General features: G+C 60.9%; 10 protein-coding genes. 6 read left to right on the top strand and 4 right to left on the bottom strand.

The genetic code is table 11. From position 1 onward, the window contains the following. The first annotated feature begins 74 nt into the window (after positions 1-74). A complete protein-coding gene (locus tag AB6K10_RS17450; RefSeq protein WP_339119448.1) occupies positions 75-1,019 on the top strand; it encodes an IS5 family transposase in 945 nt (314 codons plus the stop codon). 796 nt (positions 1,020-1,815) lie between these two features. Here the strand turns inward: AB6K10_RS17450 and recD are convergent. Together recD and recB are read right to left on the bottom strand one after the other, a co-directional pair. Beyond that, a complete protein-coding gene (gene recD / locus AB6K10_RS17445) occupies positions 1,816-4,014 on the bottom strand; it encodes an exodeoxyribonuclease V subunit alpha (protein WP_339119447.1) in 2,199 nt (732 codons plus the stop codon). Beyond that, complete coding sequence (recB, locus tag AB6K10_RS17440) at positions 4,011-7,793, bottom strand: exodeoxyribonuclease V subunit beta (protein ID WP_339119446.1); 3,783 nt, start codon at positions 7,791-7,793, stop codon at positions 4,011-4,013. The genes recD and recB overlap by 4 nt, the downstream gene beginning before the upstream one ends. Before the next feature lie 286 nt (positions 7,794-8,079). Between recB and pncB the strand changes: the two genes are divergently transcribed. Continuing rightward, entirely contained in the window at positions 8,080-9,255 is a 1,176-nt protein-coding gene (gene pncB, locus AB6K10_RS17435) for a nicotinate phosphoribosyltransferase (protein WP_228168541.1), read from the top strand. A 10-nt stretch (positions 9,256-9,265) separates the two neighbouring features. On the opposite strand, the gene recC is transcribed toward pncB, so the two are convergent. Beyond that, on the bottom strand, positions 9,266-12,829 hold the full coding sequence (recC, locus tag AB6K10_RS17430; RefSeq protein ID WP_339119445.1) for an exodeoxyribonuclease V subunit gamma: 3,564 nt from the start codon (positions 12,827-12,829) through the stop codon (positions 9,266-9,268). Positions 12,830-12,963: 134 nt separating this feature from the next. Between recC and ilvD the strand changes: the two genes are divergently transcribed. Both ilvD and chrA read left to right on the top strand, forming a co-directional pair. After that, a complete protein-coding gene (gene ilvD, locus AB6K10_RS17425) occupies positions 12,964-14,649 on the top strand; it encodes a dihydroxy-acid dehydratase (RefSeq protein WP_339119444.1) in 1,686 nt (561 codons plus the stop codon). Between the two features lie 101 nt (positions 14,650-14,750). Continuing rightward, a complete protein-coding gene (chrA, locus tag AB6K10_RS17420; protein ID WP_159342795.1) occupies positions 14,751-15,947 on the top strand; it encodes a chromate efflux transporter in 1,197 nt (398 codons plus the stop codon). Between the two features lie 54 nt (positions 15,948-16,001). Here chrA and AB6K10_RS17415 read toward each other — a convergent pair whose 3' ends face one another. Further along, positions 16,002-16,274 (bottom strand): XRE family transcriptional regulator, encoded by a 273-nt coding sequence (locus AB6K10_RS17415; RefSeq protein WP_159342794.1) that lies wholly within the window; start codon positions 16,272-16,274, stop codon positions 16,002-16,004. 215 nt (positions 16,275-16,489) lie between these two features. Between AB6K10_RS17415 and purE the strand changes: the two genes are divergently transcribed. After that, positions 16,490-17,008: a 5-(carboxyamino)imidazole ribonucleotide mutase gene (gene purE / locus AB6K10_RS17410; RefSeq protein ID WP_159342793.1), complete on the top strand. Its 519-nt coding sequence runs from the start codon at positions 16,490-16,492 to the stop codon at positions 17,006-17,008. A 33-nt stretch (positions 17,009-17,041) separates the two neighbouring features. Beyond that, the gene (locus AB6K10_RS17405) at positions 17,042-18,172 is read left to right on the top strand and encodes a 5-(carboxyamino)imidazole ribonucleotide synthase (protein WP_339119443.1); all 1,131 of its coding nucleotides are present in this window, start codon (positions 17,042-17,044) and stop codon (positions 18,170-18,172) included. Positions 18,173-18,261 lie beyond the last annotated feature (89 nt).

Below are 18,261 nucleotides of genomic sequence, written 5' to 3'. Positions count from 1 at the left end.
AGGGAAGCTCTGAAAAAGTCACTGCCATCAGCGATAATACGGCTATCGTCAACTGCATAGGATTCAGTGCGGCCATGGATCAAATCACCTTCTCCGAAGCCGAGTACCAGAACAAGAAGCGAAAGACCCGCCGCGAACTCTTTCTGGAGCGGATGGACAAGCTGATCCCCTGGACGCAGCTGGAGAAGAAGGTAGCCCGTTATTACCCTAAGGGCGAGAGCGGGCGGCCTCCTTATCCGTTGTCTGCCATGCTCCGAGTCCATTGCATGCAGTTGTTTTACAACCTGAGCGATCCAGCCATGGAAGACGCCCTCTACGAGATCGAGTCCATGCGCCAATTTGCCGGTTTGAAACTGGACCGATTGCCGGACGAAACCACGATTCTCAAATTTCGCCATTTTCTGGAACGCCACGGCCTTGGCAAGGTGTTATTCCAGGAGGTGAACAAGTACCTGGCGAAAAATGGCCTGATGCTGCGCGAAGGGAGCATTGTCGATGCCACGATCATCTCTGCGCCTAGTTCCACCAAAAACAAAAAAGGCGAGCGGGATTCGGAAATGCACCAGACTAAAAAAGGTAGCTCTTGGCACTTTGGCATGAAAATGCACATCGGTGTCGACGATAAGCTTGGGCTAATTCACAGCATCGAGACCACGGCTGCCAATGTCCATGACATTGTGCTTGCCGATAAGCTCCTTCACGGTGAAGAGCAACGTGTCTTCGGTGATGCCGGTTACCTGGGTATTCAAAAGCGAGACGAGCACAAGCACCGCAACGATGTCTCTTGGTATATTGCCAAACGGCCTGGCACCCGCCAGAAGCTAGATGCCAGGCGACAGAAAGTCGAAAAAATCAAAGCCAGTATCCGTGCCAAGGTGGAGCACCCCTTTCGGTACATCAAACACGTTTTTGGTTATGGCAAGGCTCGCTATCGTGGACTGGCCAAAAACACTCAGCGCCTGCACTGGCTGGCGGCGTTCAGCAACCTGCTGATCAGTGAGAAATACCTATGGGAATAGGGCGATTGCGCCCGTTTTCCGCTCAATGAGCGGGAAAGGGGCAAAAATACACAAAGAACAGGAGAAGAGTGTCTGAGTTTTCGATTTTTTGTCGGCTCAAGTGAGCGTTGATGAATATCGGCAATTATTCAGACCTTCCTTAGAAAAGTTGCCCTATCCCACTAACCCTCATAACCTCCCTCATCACCGCATTCTTCAAAATCTCGTATTTGGTTTCGATCAGCATGAGCCATTCGCGGGCGCGGGTGATGTCGACCAGGTCGCGTGTGATAATCGGTCTGGACGTTTATGGTAGATGGGGAATGATCTTTAAAAAAATCGATGGTTTATTTAATTTTAATATTTTTGTTGTATGATTTTATTTATAGTGATTTTAGTTTTAAAGAACAGTATTTTTTATGAGGTGGTTTTATGCAATATGAAACAATTGAAAGTAAGAAAATGAAAATTGATTACTTGAAGTTTGTGGTAAAATTTTTAATGCTTACAGTAGGTGGGATGCTAACTATTTCAAGTGTTTATTTTTAAAATTCAGAGCATGATTTTTTCTTATGGTTAGCTGTTTTTTTAAGTGTTCTAGCCGCAGCGGTAGCAATGACTATAGCTGAAGGCATAATTCTTAAAATGACTCCTCAGCCTAGTTGGTCTTTGCTAGCAAAGATTGTAAGAAAAATCCCAAATGGTACAAATGCAGAGTATATTCGCTCTACTCTATCAGGTGTTTTGATAGCTTGTTCTTGGATTTCTTTCTTTATTTTTGTCTTGCTTTCTAGGTAGTGTTTTTATTAAGCGGTATTTACCTCTTCACTCCACTAACTCTCATAACCTCTCGAGTCACCGCCTCATTCAACACCCCGCGTTTGGCTTCCGCCACCGTAAGCCATTCGCGGGCGCGGGTGATGCCGGTGTACACCAGCTCGCGGGTCAGAATGGGGTTTAGTGTGGGCGGCAGCAGTAGGGCGGTGTGCAAAAACTCCGAGCCTTGGGATTTGTGAACCGTCATCGCAAACACGGTTTCTACCGCGTGCAGGCGGGAGGGCAGCACCCAGCGGATAGGCTTTTCCTTGTCGCTGCTGGGGAAGGCGACTCTTAATAGCATTTGCTGAGGGTTGCGCGGGTCGGGCACGGCCAGGGTAATACCGATATCGCCGTTCATTAGTTTCAGGCCGTAGTCGTTTTGGGTGACCAGTACCGGGCGGCCCTCATACCAGCCTTTCTCCAGCGTGACGTCGCTGCCGTACAGCAGCTTTTCGCGGCGCAATGTGCTGGCGATGCGCTGGTTTAACCCTTCTACCCCCCAGGGGCCTTTGCGCAGCGCGCACAGCAGTTGGAAGTGGCTGTAGGCGCTGAGCACCTCACTGGCCCAGGCGTTGTAGGCAGTTGTGTTCTCCTCGAACGACTCCCCCCGTGGGCGCTGTGCGTGCAGCACGTTTAAATAGTGGCGGTAGCCGGTGGGCGGGGCGATGGGCTGGCTTTGGTGGTCGGTGCGGCCTTCGCCGTTGCCTGCAAAACCGCTGGGGCTGCCGTGAATCACCAGCTTATCTAGCGCGGCGTCGTCACTCATCACTAGGTGGTGAATATCCGGGTAGCCGTGGCGCAGCACGGCTGTGACCGCCTGCTGTTTTTCCCGTTCGCTTTGCGCATGGCCCGGCTGGTTAATGGCTTTGGCGAGCTGGCCGATGCCGCTGTGTTCATTGAAGCGGTGGCTAACCCGCAGCATGGTAATGGCTTGGTCGAGCGGTTGGCCTGCGGGGTCGATGAACTCGGCTGGCAGCGGCTGGCCGGTGGCTTGGGCCAGCCATTCGGCGGTGGCCGGGGTGTAGTGGGCGGCGTCGGCGCGGCGGCATAGGTCGCCGAGTACCGAGCCTGCCTCTACCGAGGCGAGCTGGTCTTTATCCCCCAGCAGAATGCACTGGGCGTGGGCGGGTAGGGCGCTGAGGGTCGCGGCCATCATTTCAATATCCACCATCGAGGCTTCGTCGATCACCAGCACGTCCAGCGCCAGCGGGTTGGCGGCGCTGTGGCGGAAGTGGCGAGTGTCGGGGCGTGCGCCGAGTAGGCGGTGGAGGGTGGTCACTTCCGTAGGAATCGCGATCTCGCTGGTTGCCGGCGCAGGTGAGTGTTCACTGAGTAGCGTTGCCAATTCAGCGAGCGGTAACGCATTCACCTGTCCGGCGATGGATTCGTTCAAGCGGGCGGCGGCTTTGCCGGTGGGGGCGGCTAGGCGGATGCGCAGCGGCTGGCTGGGGTGCTGGGCCAGTTGCAGGGTTTGCAGCAGGGCGAGCAGGCGTACCACGGTGGTGGTTTTACCGGTGCCGGGGCCGCCGGTAATGATGCCGAAACGGCTGCGGGCGGCCAGGGCGCAGGCGGTTTTTTGCCAGTCTAGGCCGTTGCTTTGTTTAAAGAGGATGTTGAGCGCTTGGGGGAGTAAGCCCGAGTCGCTGGCGTCATTCGTCGTTTCCAGGCGGGCGGCGATGTGTTGGTGCAGGCTTTGTTCGTACTGCCAGTAGCGGCGCAGGTAGAGCCGTGTGCTGGGGGTGCCGCTGGCTGAGTGAGTGGTTACTACTACCAGCGGCGTGTTGCCGGGGCCTTCGCTGGTGAGCAGCGGGTGGTGCAGGGCGGCTTGCCATTCGCTGAGCGTGAGCGTGGCCAGCACGTCGCTGGGCAGCGGCGGCGGGTCGGTGAGGTCGTCGCCTTCGGGCGGTAGCGACAGGGCGAAATCCGGCGCGTTGAGCGTGGCGTTGATATCCAGGCATACGTGGCCGCGGCCTAGCTGGTGGCTGGCCAGCGCTGCCGCCAGTAGTAGCAGCGTGGGGGCGTCTGGGGCTTCACTGGCGAGAAAGCGCACCAGGGCGCGGTCTAAATCCCGCAGCCAGCCTCGCGCTACCCAGCGTTCGCACAGGGCCAGCAATTCCGGGGTGCTGCTGAGTGCCGGGTGGGCGCTGGCGGCTTCGCCGAACATATCGAAGGTGTGGGTGTCGTGCTGGCGGCTCATGCCGTGGCCTCCTGCTGGGTGGCGTGTGGCTCGCCTGCAAACAGGCTATCCAGGGCTTCGATGAGGGCAACCGGGGCGGGTTCGCCCACCACCCCGCGCCCAGGGCTGCGGCTGCCGCGCAGGAATACCGTCATCGAACCGCCCAAATGCTGGTGCGGGTCGTAATCCGGCAGGCGCGCTTTTAACAGCCGGTGCATGGCGAGCAGGTAGAGCGCAGCCTGCAGGTCGTAGCGTTTGGCCAGCAGCGCGTGGCGCAGGGCCTCGGGTTCGTAGGCGCTGTCGTTGGGGCCCAGGTAGTTCGATTTCCAGTCCAGCACGTAAAAGCGCCCCTGGTGCTCGAAGGCCAAGTCAATGAAGCCTTTCAGCATGCCGTTGAGGGTGTCGGCATCCAATGCTGGGCGCTCGATGCCTGGCAGTAAGTGCTTGCTTACCAGCGCGTCGATGGCTTGGGTGTTCACCCGCTTGGCGGCAAACCAGAACTCCAGCTCTACTTGGTAGCTTTCTAGTTCATTCAGCGCCACGCTTTGCGGGGTAGGCGCGGCCAGCGGTAGCGGTGTGGTGAGCAGGGCGCTTAGCCAGCCTGCCAGCGGTTCTTGCCATGCTTGCCAGCCACGTAGCTGCACCCGCCGCCACAGCATGTCGTTAAGGGCGTCCATATCGTTGGCGGCGGTGTCGAAGCCTTGCTTGCCCGCCCACTCCAGCAGCCCGTGCAGGAAGGTGCCGGGGCCGGGGCCACGGGGGAATTTGTGCAGGTGATATGCTTCCGGTTGAGATAGATCCCGAGGTTCATCCAGCACTTCAAACGCGGTGGCTTCCTGGGCGGTGGTGGGCTCCAGCGGTGGCAGTACCGGGGCGGTGAGCGTGCCGGAAAGCCGCAGCGCGGAGTAACTGGCAATCCACCAGTGCTCTTTGGCGGGGCGCGTGGGCGTGCGGGCGTGGCCCAGCTCACTGCTTTGCGCCACTTGTGCCACGCGCTCTGTGGTGGGCGCGGGCGGTTGGTGAACCTGTATCTCGCTGCCTTCCACCAGCTTACCAAGCGCGTTATTGAGCGCCTCCGGTGACAGGGCATTGCCGCCTTTTAGCAGGTAGCCCAGCGCGCTGTTCTCCAGGCCTTTCAGCGGGGCCAGCCCCAGCCAGGTGGCGTGGCGGGCGCGGGTAAGCGCGACGTAGAGTTTGCGCAGGTCTTCCCCCAGCCGTTCGCGGTCGGCGATGGCGAGTATCGTGTCATCCGCTTCTAAGCTGAGCTGTAGGTTGCCTTCGCCGTCGTGCCAGCGCAGCGGTACGTCCTCGGCTTTGACCGGGCGGTGGTTGGCGATGAAGGGCAGGAACACCAGCGGGTACTCCAGGCCTTTGGATTTGTGGATGGTGACCACTTTGACCAAATCCGCGTCGCTCTCCAGGCGCAGTTTGTGGCTGTCGCCGTGGCTTTCCGGGTCGGCAATGGCGTCAAACAGAAAGCGAATCAGCGCGTGTTCGCCGTCCAGTTCGGCGCTGGCCTGCTGCAGCAGTTCGCCCAGGTGCAGCAGGTCGGTGAGCAAGCGCTCACCCTCTTCAAACTCCGCCAGCAGGCGGGAGGGAATATCAAAATCCACCATCATGCGTCGCACCAGCGGCAGTACCCCCTGGCGCTGCCATAGGCGGTGGTAGCGGCTGAACTGCTCGACTCGCGCTTCCCAGGCCAGCTCGTTTTGCTGCAGGTGGTCCAGCTCCGCCAAGCTTAGCCCCAGCACCGGCGTGGCCAGCGCGGCGCGCAGGTGCGCTTCGGCCTGGCGGGAGCTAGCCAGCGGCTCGGCGCAGGCGCGCAGCCAGCGCTCTACCTGGGCGGCCATGGGCGAGCTAAACACCTTATCGTGATCAGAAAGATACACGCTCTTCACCCCACGACTGGCCAGCGCTAGGCGAATGGCGCGGGCTTCCTGCAGGCCGTTCACCAGCACCGCCATATCCGAGGGCTTGAGCGGGGTGAGCGTGTCGTCGGTTTGAAAGCCGCTCTCGCCTTTTTGGCCTGCGTTGAGCAGTTCCGCCATGTACGAGGCGCAGCGTTCGGCCATTTCGGTTTGGTAGGCGGTTTTGGAGAGCGGCTCGTCGGCTTCCAGCGGCCAGAGCGTCATGGCGGGCAGCGGCTGGCCTTGGTGAATGAGCTGTTCACTTCGGCCTTTGGCGTCTACCGGCAGAAACGGTAGCGGGTTATTGCCGCCTTCTTCGCGGAACAGGAACGCTCCGGCCGGGTGCTGGTCGGCGTAGCGGAAGCAGTGGTTCACCGCCTCGACCATGGCGCGGCTGGAACGGAAGTTGGTGCCCAGCGTCACGTGGCGACCTGCGGTGTCTTCGCGAGCTTTTAAGTAGGTGAAGATATCCGCGCCGCGAAAGGCGTAAATGGCCTGCTTGGGGTCACCGATCAGCAGCATGGCGGCGTCTCGGCGGGGCTTGGCGACCTCATACACCGCGTTGAAAATGCGGTACTGGATGGGGTCGGTGTCCTGGAACTCGTCGATCAGCGCCACGGGGAACTGGCGCAGTATCTGCGCGGCTAGCGCCTCTTTGTTGGGGCCTTGCAAGGCGCGGTCCAGGTGGGTGAGCAGGTCGTTGGGGCCCATTTCGGCGCGGCGCTCTTGCTCCCGCTCCAGGCGCACTTTGCACCATTGCACGGCGTGAATCAGCAGGTCGTTGCGTGGCTCGGGCAGGGTGTTTAGCGCAGCGGGCAGCTCGGCCAGTGCTTCCCAGGCGGCGGGGCAAGGGGGCACGCCCTCTTTCCATATCTCGGCCATGCCGTCTGGGGTGAGGCGTTTCCAGGCGGCATTGGTGAGCGCGGGGCGGGTAGCGTCGCTGTCGCACCACTCCCGTAGTGCGCCTAGCCAGTTGGCGCGGCTTTTGGCGTTGAAGCTTTGGCCTTTGAAGGCTTTGCGTTTGGCGGCGTCTTCCAGTGCGGGAACTAGGTCGTCTAGCCATGCGGGCCAGGGGGCTTTTAGCTCGGCTAGGCGTGCGCTGCGCTCGGCTTGGGCGGCGCTTAGGGTCTGCTTGGGTTCGGGGCGTGGGGCGCCCAGCGCGTCGCTTTCGTGAAGCAGTTTGCGCACGTCTTGGTGTAGTTGATCGGGGGATTTCCAGTAGCCGGTGATGCTGCCCAGGGCCTCGGCGTCCAGCGGGTAGTAGAAGGTGCGCCAGTAGTCGCGCACTACCTCTTGCTCCAGCTCTTGCTGGTCGTTTTCCAAATTGAGCGAGAACAGGCTGCCGCTATCGAAGGCGTGCTCCCGCAACATGCGGTAGCACCAGCTATGGATGGTGGAAACGGCGGCTTCGTCCATCCACTCAGCGGCCAGCTCTAAGCGGCGGGCGCAGGCGGGCCAAGTGGCCTCGGGGTATTGGCTGCGTAGTTGGACAAGTAAAGGGTCGTCAGCAGACTCGGAAGCAGGCCACTCCGAGGGCGCTGTGAACCCATCCTTGGGCGCTACTTTTTCCATCCCTGGAAAAAGACCCTCTCCGTGGCCTGCTTCCTTCGTGTTTGGTGCTTTCCTAAACACCGCCGCTGCTTCCACCAGCCGATGGCGGATACGTTCGCGTAATTCTTGCGTGGCGGCGTTGGTAAACGTGACCACCAAAATTTCCGGCGGGGTGAGCGGGCGTACGAAGGCGGTGTCGTCTTCACTGTGCTGCCCGCCCAGCACCAAGCGCACGTACAGCAGCGCAATGGTGAAGGTTTTCCCTGTACCCGCGCTGGCTTCAATCAAACGGCTGCCGTGAAGCGGTAGCGTCAGCGGGTTCAGCGGGGCGGGCTGGCTCATTCTCATTCTCCGAACATCACGGCAGGCGGAAAGCAAAGCGCCTTTGGCGGGTAGCCAAAGGCACCGGCACTATATCGCGTTGCCAAGAGCTGGGCAAAAGAGCAAAGCAGCGTTAGAGGTTGGTTTGAAAGACGGTGTCGAATTCGTTGTAAACAGGTAGGCACGCTCGGCTTCCATGGCCGTAAGCCACAGTAAACAGGGGTTAGGCTGTGAGGTATCGTCGCCAACTGGTAATCTAGCGGGCTAGCCGCTCTTGGCGATCTGTTGATGCTGGTGAAGGGATCTCATGCTGACCTCGCTTCTGGATAACGATTTTTACAAGATCACGATGCAGAATGCCGTGATTAAACGCTTCCCCTATGCCCATGCCCGCTACGCGTTTATCAATCGCGGCGAGCATGCGTTTCCTGAGGGTTTTGGTGAGGCGCTGCGTGGTGAAGTGGATCGCATGGCGACGCTGCGCTTGTCGGATGAAGAGAAGCGCTACCTGCAAACCACCTGCCCTTACCTAGACCCCACCTATCTCGATTTTCTGGCGGGCTTTCGTTACGACCCCAGTGAAGTGACGATCGAGCAGCAGGGCAGCGAGCTCTCGGTGGTGATGGAAGGCCCGTGGTACCGCACCATTTTGTGGGAAGTGCCGCTGATGGCGCTGATCAGCGAGCTTTGGTACCAACTGCGCGGCGTGGGGGTGTCGGAGGATGACGAAGCGCTCATCGAGCAGCGCACGCGGGAGAAAATCGAGCTGTACCGCCAGCACGGGTTGAAGATAGCCGAGTTTGGCACCCGTCGGCGTTTCTCATTTGCGGTGCACGACCGAGTCGTCAAAGCGCTGCGCCACTACGGCGGCGAGGCGTTTAGCGGCACCAGCAACGTGCTGCTGGCCATGCGACACGGGGTGAAGCCCATCGGCACCCACGCCCACGAGTGGTTTATGTTCCACGGCGCTCGCTTTGGTTTCAAAATGGCCAACAGTTTGGCGCTGGAGCACTGGGTGGACGTGTACCGGGGAGATTTGGGTATCGCGCTGACCGATACCTTTACTACCCGCGCCTTTTTCGAGAGCTTCGATAAGAAGTTCGCCAAGCTGTTCGATGGCGTGCGCCACGATAGCGGCGACCCGATTGAATTTGCCGATGCCACCATTGCCCACTACCAGCGCCTGGGCATTAACCCGCTGAGCAAAACCATCATCTTCTCCGATGCCCTCACGCCTGAAAAAGTGGAGCGCATCCGTGCCTTCTGCCAAGGGCGAATTGGCATGGCCTTTGGGATTGGAACCAACTTCACCAACGATATTGGCGTGGCGCCCATGAACATGGTGATCAAAATGGTCGAGGCCCGCCCCGAAGGGCAAGGCTGGCTGCCAGTGGTGAAGCTGTCCGATGTGCCCACTAAGAACACCGGCGACCCGGAGATGATTGCGTTGGCGAAGAAAGTGCTCAGTATGGGCAGCTCGTAGCTGCTTGGCTTTACTCTTTTTTGCCTTTAACAGCGAAAAAGAGCGGCGCGTAGAGCGCTTCTGTGAGCGTAGCAAAGGTGTGCCCGTTGGCTTGCTCGAAGAACAACCGCTCGAAGCGGGGCCACTGGCGGCTTAAATACGCGCTTTGGGCCACTTCACCGGCTTGGAAGCGGCCGCCTTCATAGGCGGTTTCAGAGGCGGCGTAGGCGTCGCTGTCTCGGCCTTTTTCTTGCGCCATATCCGGCGTGCCTTGCTTACTTAGCCAAGCAAACGCGGCTTGCGGTGCGAGCGGCAGCGGGGTTTCTAGGCCCGCTTGCCACGCGGCTAGCTGGGTTTCTAAATGCTGGCGGGCGGTCTCGGCATCCACCGGCGCTAACGAGACATGCCCCGCTTTGGAGAGCAGTTGCGTCGTCATCGGGCCATCCAGGTTGCCCGCTAGGTGCGCGACCCAGGGGCGCAGCAGGTGGCTCCAGCGGTACTGGCCGCGCCCGCTGCCTTGGCTAATCAGGCTGCTACTGAGCAGCAGCAGGCGGCAGCGGTGGCCTGCTTCGTCCTGGCGCAGCTCGCCCAAGGGTTCTTCCAGCGTGAGGCCGTGGGCTTCGAAGTGAATCATGGTGTCGGGCAGGAGATGCGGCCATGCGTCTAGCGCTTCTTCGTAGGCGTTGAAAAGCGCCTCCATGGGTTCAGCGAGTGCCGCGCGCATGCGTTCGCCGAACGCGCCCATGGCCAGCACGCCTTGGCCTTGAAAGCGCTCTAACGCGTCATGCAATGCTTGCATGCGAGGCTGGCCGTTATCCACCGCGTGGCGTTGGGCGGCAATCAGCTGGTCTTGGAGCTGCCAGTTTTGCAGGCCATCCAGGGCGAAGGGCTCGGCGTCCAGCTCGGCGATAGCTTCCTGCTCGAAATAGACCCCCAAGCGAGTATTAAAGAAGCTGCGCACCGGCTCGCGTAGAAAGCTGCCTAGCTGCCCAAGCGAGAGGCTGGTGGGGGCGTGTTCCGGCGCTGGCAGCGTGCGGCTAGCGGCGGGTGGAGTGCGTGGGGCGTGCACCTCGCGCCATTCGTGGGCGTAGGTGAACAGTCGGCTTGCTGAGTGGTGGAAGTAAGCGCGGCTAAAAGGCTGCAGCGGATGCTCGGTGGTGAGTGTTTCCAGCAGCGGTGCGCCGTTTTCCGTTTGCCAGCCGGCTTCCAAGTGGTCGCGTAGTTGGCCCACCAGCACCGAGGGCGGCAGCGGCGTATTGTCGATCTGGCTGCGGCCGACCCAACTCACGTAGAGCTGGTCGCGGGCGGAGAGCAGCGCTTCCAGAAACAGGTAGCGGTCGTCTTCCCGGCGGGAGCGGTCGCCGGGGCGGTAGTCGCTGCCCATTAGGTCGAAATCCAGCGGCGGCTGGGAGCGGGGGTACTCGCCGTCGTTCATGCCCAGTAGGCACACCCGCTTGAAGGGAATGGCGCGCATGGGCATCAGCGTGGCGAAGTTGACCGCCCCGGCCAAGAAGCGTTGAGAAAGGCTGTGCTCATCAATCTGCGCCAGCCAGTGCTCCCGCACCATCGAGAGCGGCAGCGGGTCGTTGAGTTCGGCTTCCCGGCTGCTTTCCAGCATCTGCTGCAAGCCGCTTTCCAGCTTGGTGAGCATGATGCTCTCTTGGGCGTCGTCGGTAAGAAAGAAAGTTTCCAGCAGCTCCCGTAGCCGTGCGACCCAAGTAGCGGCATCGGTGGGTTGGCAGAAGCTCTCCCAGGTGGCTTCTAGCTTCTCCAGCAGCGTCGCCAGCGGCCCAGCCAAGCCCGCCTCCAGCCCGCCGATATCATCAAACGGTTCAATACCTTGCCACGCGTGGCCGTCGCCCACGGTGTAGCCCAGCAGCAGGCGGCGCAGGCCGAATGCCCAGGTGTTTTGGCTCAGCCCGCCGGGCAGTTCCAGCCGCTGGCGCTGCTTGGCGTTGAGCCCCCAGCGGATGCCCGCGCCTTCTATCCAGCGCTCTAGCACCGGCAAGTCGCGCTCTTCTAGGCCGAAGCGCTGGCGCAGGGCGGGTACATCCAGCAGGTCGAGTAAATCGCTCACCGACAGGCGCAGCTCCGGCAGCCGTAGCAGCTTTTCCAACGCAATCATCAGCGGCAGGCGGTGGCGGCTGGCCTGGTCGGAGAGCGTGTAGGGAATGTGCCGCGGGTCGTCGGTGGGCAACTGGCCGAACACCGCTTCGATGTGCGGCGCGTAGCGGTCGATATCCGGCACCATGACGATGATGTCTCGCGGGCGCAGGTGCGGGTCGGCACTGAAGGCGGCCAGCAGCTGGTCATGGAGAATCTCCACTTCCCGCTGGGGGCCGTGGGCGATATGGAACACGATGGAGTCATCGGAAGCGGGCAGGGCGGGCCAGTGGCCTTGCGTTTCCGCCACGGGGCGCAGCTCGCGGATGTCGTCTTGCAGCTGGCTGAGCAGGCAGTGGCGATCCTCGCCGCTGAACGGCTCGAACATATCGATGCGCAGTGCCTGCTGCTCGAATAGAGTTTGGTAGTTGCCCGCGTCGTCGTGCTCATCGAGCAGGCGCAGGTAGTCGCGGCCCTGCTTGCCCCAGGCGGCTAGCAGCGGCTGGGCGTGCAGGTGCAGGGCGTCATCGGCATCGCCAGTGCCCAGTACATCCAGCGCTTCGGGCATGCCGGTTTTGCGCCGCTGGCGGTAGCGCTGGGCGCGCAGCAGGTCTTTGTGCTCGATGATATCCGCCCAGTAGAACTGGCAGGGGTTGTGAACGCACAGCACGATTTGGCAGCAGCGGGAGAGCGCCGCCAGCGCTTCCAGGGTTTGCTGGGGCAGCGATGAAATACCGAAGATGATCAGCCGACGAGGCAGCCCCGGCGGGCAGTCTTGGCCTTCCAGGTGCTCGGTGGCCTTCAAGAAACGCTGGTGAACCTGGGCGCGGCTGCTGTTCAATCCGGCATCGCCTTGGGTGGCGGCCACATCGTCCCGCAGGATGCGCCAGAGCGCGGGCTGCCAGCGCTGATGCTCTTCCAAAGGGCGGTGCTCGCCTCTGGCGGTAATTAGCACATCGTGGCCGTTAGCCCAGGCGTCCAGCCAGTCGGCGCGGTAGACCTGGTACTGGTCGAAGAGATCCGCCAGCCGCTCGGCTAATTGGTAATGCTTGCGCTGGTCGCGGTCGATTTCTAGAAACTGCGCCAGCGGCTCAAACACCGGCTGCCCGGCCAGGGTAGGCAGCAGGCGCAGCAGCCGCCATACCAAGCGCGATTTATCGAACGGCGAGGTTTCCGGCACGGCATCGGCGTTTTGCGACACGTGAGTGAGCACCGTGCGGTAGGCCTGCCATAGAAACCGCGCGGGCAGCATCACCTCTAGCGCCGCCGCAATGCCCGCGCCGCCATTCTTAGGGTCTTCCGCCAACGCCAGTTTTAGCCACTGCCCAATACCGTTGCTCTGCACCAGAATGGTTTCGTTCTCCAACGGCCCCAACGGCTGGCGGCGCATCCACTCCACCGCTAAACCGCGTAAATCTTCCAAGCGGTTAGCATGTACCACCATAAAACCGGGGGGGAGCGAAGTGGGGGAGAACAAAGCATTGGCAGGCATACGGCGGCGTTCCTTCACGGCAATCAGCGTCACGGGTGGTGGTGAGGCTATGGTGCCATAAGTTAAGTACCTTGCGGGATGTAAGATATATCGCCAAGCTGTGGCCTTTGCCATGCAATTGAGAGGAGTCCGTGATGACCGAGCCGACCAACCATAATACCCGCCGCCACTCTGCCCCGGTGGTGGATGGCCCCGGTAAAGCGGCTAGCCGCGCCATGCTGCGCGCCGTGGGCTTCAACGATGACGATTTTCAAAAGCCTCAGGTAGGTATCGCGTCTACCTGGAGCATGGTGACGCCGTGTAATAGCCATATTGGTGAGCTGGCGGAGTTTGCCCGGGAGGGGGCTGATGCCGCAGGCGGCAAAGGCGTGGTGTTCAATACCATCACCATTTCCGATGGCATTGCCAACGGCACCGAAGGCATGAAGTACTCGCTGGTCTCGCGGGAAGTGATTGCCGACTCCATCGAAACCGTGGCGGGCTGCGAAGGCTTTGATGGCCTGGTGGCGATTGGCGGCTGCGATAAGAACATGCCGGGCTGCGTGATGGGGCTGGCACGGCTCGACCGCCCCAGCGTGTTCGTTTATGGCGGCACCATCATGCCCGGCAAGGGCCACACCGATATTGTCTCGGTGTTCGAGGCGATGGGCGCCCACTCCCGTGGCGACATCGACCTGATCGAGCTTAAAAACATCGAAGAGACCGCGATTCCTGGCCCTGGCTCCTGTGGGGGCATGTACACCGCCAACACCATGGCCTCGGCCATCGAGGCGCTGGGCATGAGCCTGCCGGGAAGCTCGGCGCAAAACGCAATATCACAAGAGAAGCGCGATGACTGCAAAGCCGCTGGCGAAGCCGTGCTGGCGCTGCTGGCGCAAGACATCAAGCCCTCCGATATCATGACCCGCGAGGCGTTCGAGAACGCCGTGACCGTGGTGATTGCCCTGGGTGGCTCCACCAATGCGGTGCTGCACCTGATTGGCATGGCGCGCACCATCGGTGTCGAGCTGACCCTGGCGGACTTCACCGAGATTGGTAAGCGCGTGCCGGTGCTGGCCGACCTGCGCCCCAGCGGCCACTACATGATGAGCGAGCTGGTGGCGATTGGCGGCATTCAGCCGCTGATGAGAATCCTGCTGGATGCTGGGCTGCTTAACGGCAACTGTTTAACGGTGACCGGTAAAACGCTGGCCGAGAACCTCACTAACGTCGAGCCGTACCCGATGGATCAGCAAATCATCGCGCCGCTGGGTAACCCGATCAAAGCCGAAAGCCACCTGCGTATTCTGTTTGGTAACTTAGCGCCGGAAGGGGCGGTGGCGAAAATTACCGGCAAAGAGGGCACGCGCTTTAGCGGCTCGGCACGGGTGTTTGGCTCGGAAGAGGAAGCTCAGGCACGCATCAATGACGGCACCGTGGTGGCGGGCGATGTGGTGGTGATTCGCTACGAAGGCCCGAAAGGCGGCCCCGGCATGCGCGAAATGCTCACGCCGACCTCAGCCATTATGGGCCGTGGCTTGGGCAACGATGTGGCGCTGATTACCGACGGCCGCTTCTCCGGCGGCAGCCACGGTTTCGTGGTGGGGCATGTGTCTCCAGAAGCTTTCGACGGTGGCCCGCTGGCGCTGGTGGAAGATGGCGACCCGATCACCATTGATGCCGAAGCCGATACCATTGATGTGCATATCAGCGATGAAGAGATGATGCGCCGCCGTGCGGCCTGGCAACAGCCTGAGCCGCGCTATCGTAAAGGCGTGTTGGCGAAGTATGCCAAATTGGTCAGCTCGGCCAGTACCGGTGCGGTGACCGACCAAGAATAATCTGTGAAGAGTCACCGGCACGATTAGGCTGTCACTAAGTCGTCAAGCGCAAGGCGTACCCTGAACGCTTTGCGCTTTTTAATGGGTAAACGGTGGGCACGATGTCAGAAAAGAATCCGGTTCGAGGGCGGGCCAACGAGGTGTTCTGGGCATTTTTGGCGCTGGGGCTGACCTCGTTCGGTGGCCCCGTGGCGCACCTGGGCTACTTTCGCACGGCGTTTGTCGAACGCCGCCAGTGGCTCAGCGAGCAGGCCTACGCGGATTTGGTCGCGCTGTGCCAGTTTCTGCCGGGTCCCGCCAGTAGCCAGGTAGGCTTTGCCTTAGGGTTGATGCGCGCAGGCCCCTGGGGGGCGGCAATGGCGTGGCTGGCGTTTACGCTGCCCTCTGCCATCGTGCTGGTGCTGTTTGCATTGGGTACGGCAGTGCTGGATGGCCCGGTGGCCAGCGGCATCATTCACGGCTTGAAAGTGGTGGCGGTGGCTATTGTGGCCCACGCGGTGTGGGGCATGGCGCGTAACCTCTGCCCGGATAAAACCCGCACGGGCATTGCCCTGGCAGCGGTGTTCGCGGTGGTGCTGGTCAGCGGGCCGTTGGGGCAGGTGGCGGCGATTGTGCTGGGTGGCGTGGCGGGTCTGCTGCTGTGTCGCCAAAGCGCTGCAGCATCGTCTAGCGAATCGCTGCACTTCCCGGTAACGCGTAGAGCGGGCACGCTAGCATTAGGTTTATTCGCCGCTTTGTTGGTGCTCTTACCGCTGTTAGCGGCGAGCACCGGTTGGTTGAACGTCGTCGATGCGTTCTACCGTTCAGGCGCGCTGGTATTTGGCGGTGGCCATGTGGTGCTGCCGCTGCTGGAAGCGGAAGTGGTGCAATCGGGTTGGGTCACGGCAGATGAGTTCTTGGCGGGGTACGGCGCAGCTCAGGCGGTGCCGGGGCCGCTGTTTACGTTTGCTGCTTACTTGGGGGCGCTGCTGCCAGGGATACCCAGCGTGATTGGCGCGTTACTGGCGCTGCTGGCGATTTTTGTGCCGGGATTTTTGCTGCTGGTCGGCGTGCTGCCGTTTTGGAATCAGTTTCGCCAGTGGAGCAGTGCTCAAGCGCTGATGCGTGGTGCCAATGCGGCGGTGGTGGGGATTTTAGGCGCGGCGCTCTATCAGCCGGTGTGGACCAGCGCCATTCTTGGGCCTTACGAGTTCGTGCTGGCGTTGACGGGCTTTTTGCTGCTCACCGTGTGGAAACTGCCGGCTTGGCTGGTGGTCATCGTAGTGGCGTTGGGCGGCGTCATGATTCCGCCCCAGTAACCGGGGCGGGAAGATGCTCAAGCGGTGATAGTTAGCGTGGCGGTGGCGTGGCTGCTATGGCGCCTCCAGCTCTAACGTGCGACGCAGGACATTCAGTTCATCGATGTCCAGATGCTCCAGCCTTCCGGCGAGCAGGTCGCTGATCTTTTGCACTGGTAGGCCAGCCCGGCGGGCGATTTCACGGCTTCCCAGGTCTGATACGGCGATCAGGCGGGTAATGATGCGCATGAGGCGCGTACGTTTTTCAAGTTCCCTGACATCGAGGTCAGGGCTGCTTCGCGGAGGATCCAGCGCTTCTGCGTGAGCAGTTGAGTATGCCGTACTCATGTGACTCCATCAGTCGGAAGTGACAAGCACACAATGCCGCCAACTCACGCGGTTTTCAATGCTTAATTTGAGGAAAATTTCACGCCTCTCGTCACCCCCGCAAACGCCCGTAGCTCTGGTAAACTATGCGCCTTCCTATTTCTGAGTGAGCGGCGCGTTGCGCGGCTTATGGACTGCTTTCTAGCTTGAAGAGGCCGTTGGCCGAGGAGTTTTGCATGTCGAACAGCGCACCCAAGGTGGGCGTAATCATGGGGTCGAAGTCGGATTGGCCGGTCATGGAGCACGCGGTGGCGATGTTGGAGCGGCTGGGCGTTCCCTACGAAACCCGTGTGGTCTCGGCGCATCGCACCCCCGACCTGCTGTTCGAATATGCGAAAAGCGCCTCTGAGCGCGGCCTGCAGGTGATCGTGGCCGGCGCCGGTGGTGCCGCTCATTTGCCGGGTATGGTCGCATCACAAACGGCGCTGCCGGTACTGGGTGTGCCGGTAGAGTCCAAAGCGCTCAAGGGCTTGGATTCGCTGCTCTCGATTGCTCAAATGCCGGGCGGCATTGCGGTCGGCACCCTGGCCATCGGCAAAGCCGGTGCGACCAATGCGGGCCTTTTGGCGGCACAAATCGTGGGCCTGCAGGACAGCGCCGTACGTGACGCCGTCGAAGCCTTCCGTACCGAACAGACCCAGCTTGTTCTGGATAACCCCGACCCGCGCCCCGACGCCGACCCTCAGGCCCAATAGGTAGCCATCATGAGCGCACAGAGTGCAAACCGTATGATTGCAAAAAATATTGGTGTCCTTGGGGCAGGCCAGTTGGGCCGTATGCTGGCACTGGCGGGCTATCCGCTAGGTAACACCTTCACGTTTTTGGATACCACCGGTAACCCCAGTGCGGGTATCGGCGAGGTGATCGTCGACCCGGATAACCAGCACCTGGCGGCGTTTCTCGATAAGGTCGATGTGGTGACCTACGAGTTCGAACACCTGCCCGTGGCGCTGGTCCAGCAGATCGAGCAGCATAAGCCGGTGTACCCTGGCAGTCGCGCCATTGCGGTGTGCCAAAACCGGGTAGAAGAGAAGGCGCTGTTTGATCGCTTGGATATTCCGACACCCGCTTACCGCGTGGTAGAAAGCGCTGAGCAGCTCGCCGCCGCTGCCGCCGAATTAGGCTGCCCTGTGGTGGCCAAGTCGGTCACTGAAGGCTACGACGGCAAGGGGCAAGCGGTGCTGAAAGCGCCGGAGCAGGCCCAAGAGGCGTGGGAGGCCATTGGCCATTCACAGCTCATCGTCGAGGCTTTCGTCGATTTCGTGCGCGAAGTCTCGATGATTGCCGTGCGCGGCCGCGATGGAGAGGTGGTGTTCTACCCTATGGCCGAAAACCAGCACGTGGGCGGCATTCTGCGCTACTCCGTGGCGCCGCTACCGGATTTGGACGCCAGCGTTCAGCAGACGGCCGACAGCTACATCCGAGCGCTGCTGGATGAGCTGGATTACGTAGGCGTACTGGCGCTGGAGCTGTTCCAAACCCGCGACGGCAGCCTGTTGGCCAATGAGATGGCCCCCCGGGTGCATAACTCCGGCCACTGGACGATGGATGGCGCGGCTACCAGCCAGTTCGAGAACCATTTGCGGGCGGTACAGGGCTTGCCGTTAGGTGCCACGAATGCCATTGCGCCCACCTGCATGGTGAACGTGATTGGCCTAGAAGGCGATAACGCCGCACTGCTAGCCATTGCCGACACTCACTTGCACCGCTACGACAAAGCCGAGCGTCCAGGGCGTAAACTAGCCCACGTTAACGTTGTGGCCGCCACCCACGCCGAGCTGTTGGAGAAAGTCCGCGCTTGCCAAGCGTTGATCCCCGATGCGCCTCCCGTAGAGTGGAGTTTCGAATCGACGCTATAGGGATTCCTACAGGTCGACCCCTCGCCTTTTACTACTGCACCTCCATCGTTGGATGCCCCAGCGATGGAGGTGAATTTTTGTGACAAGGA

The organism is Halomonas sp. BMC6, assembly GCF_964204995.1.
Lineage (GTDB): Bacteria > Pseudomonadota > Gammaproteobacteria > Pseudomonadales > Halomonadaceae > Vreelandella.
This window is presented reverse-complemented; position numbering and strand designations above follow the sequence as displayed.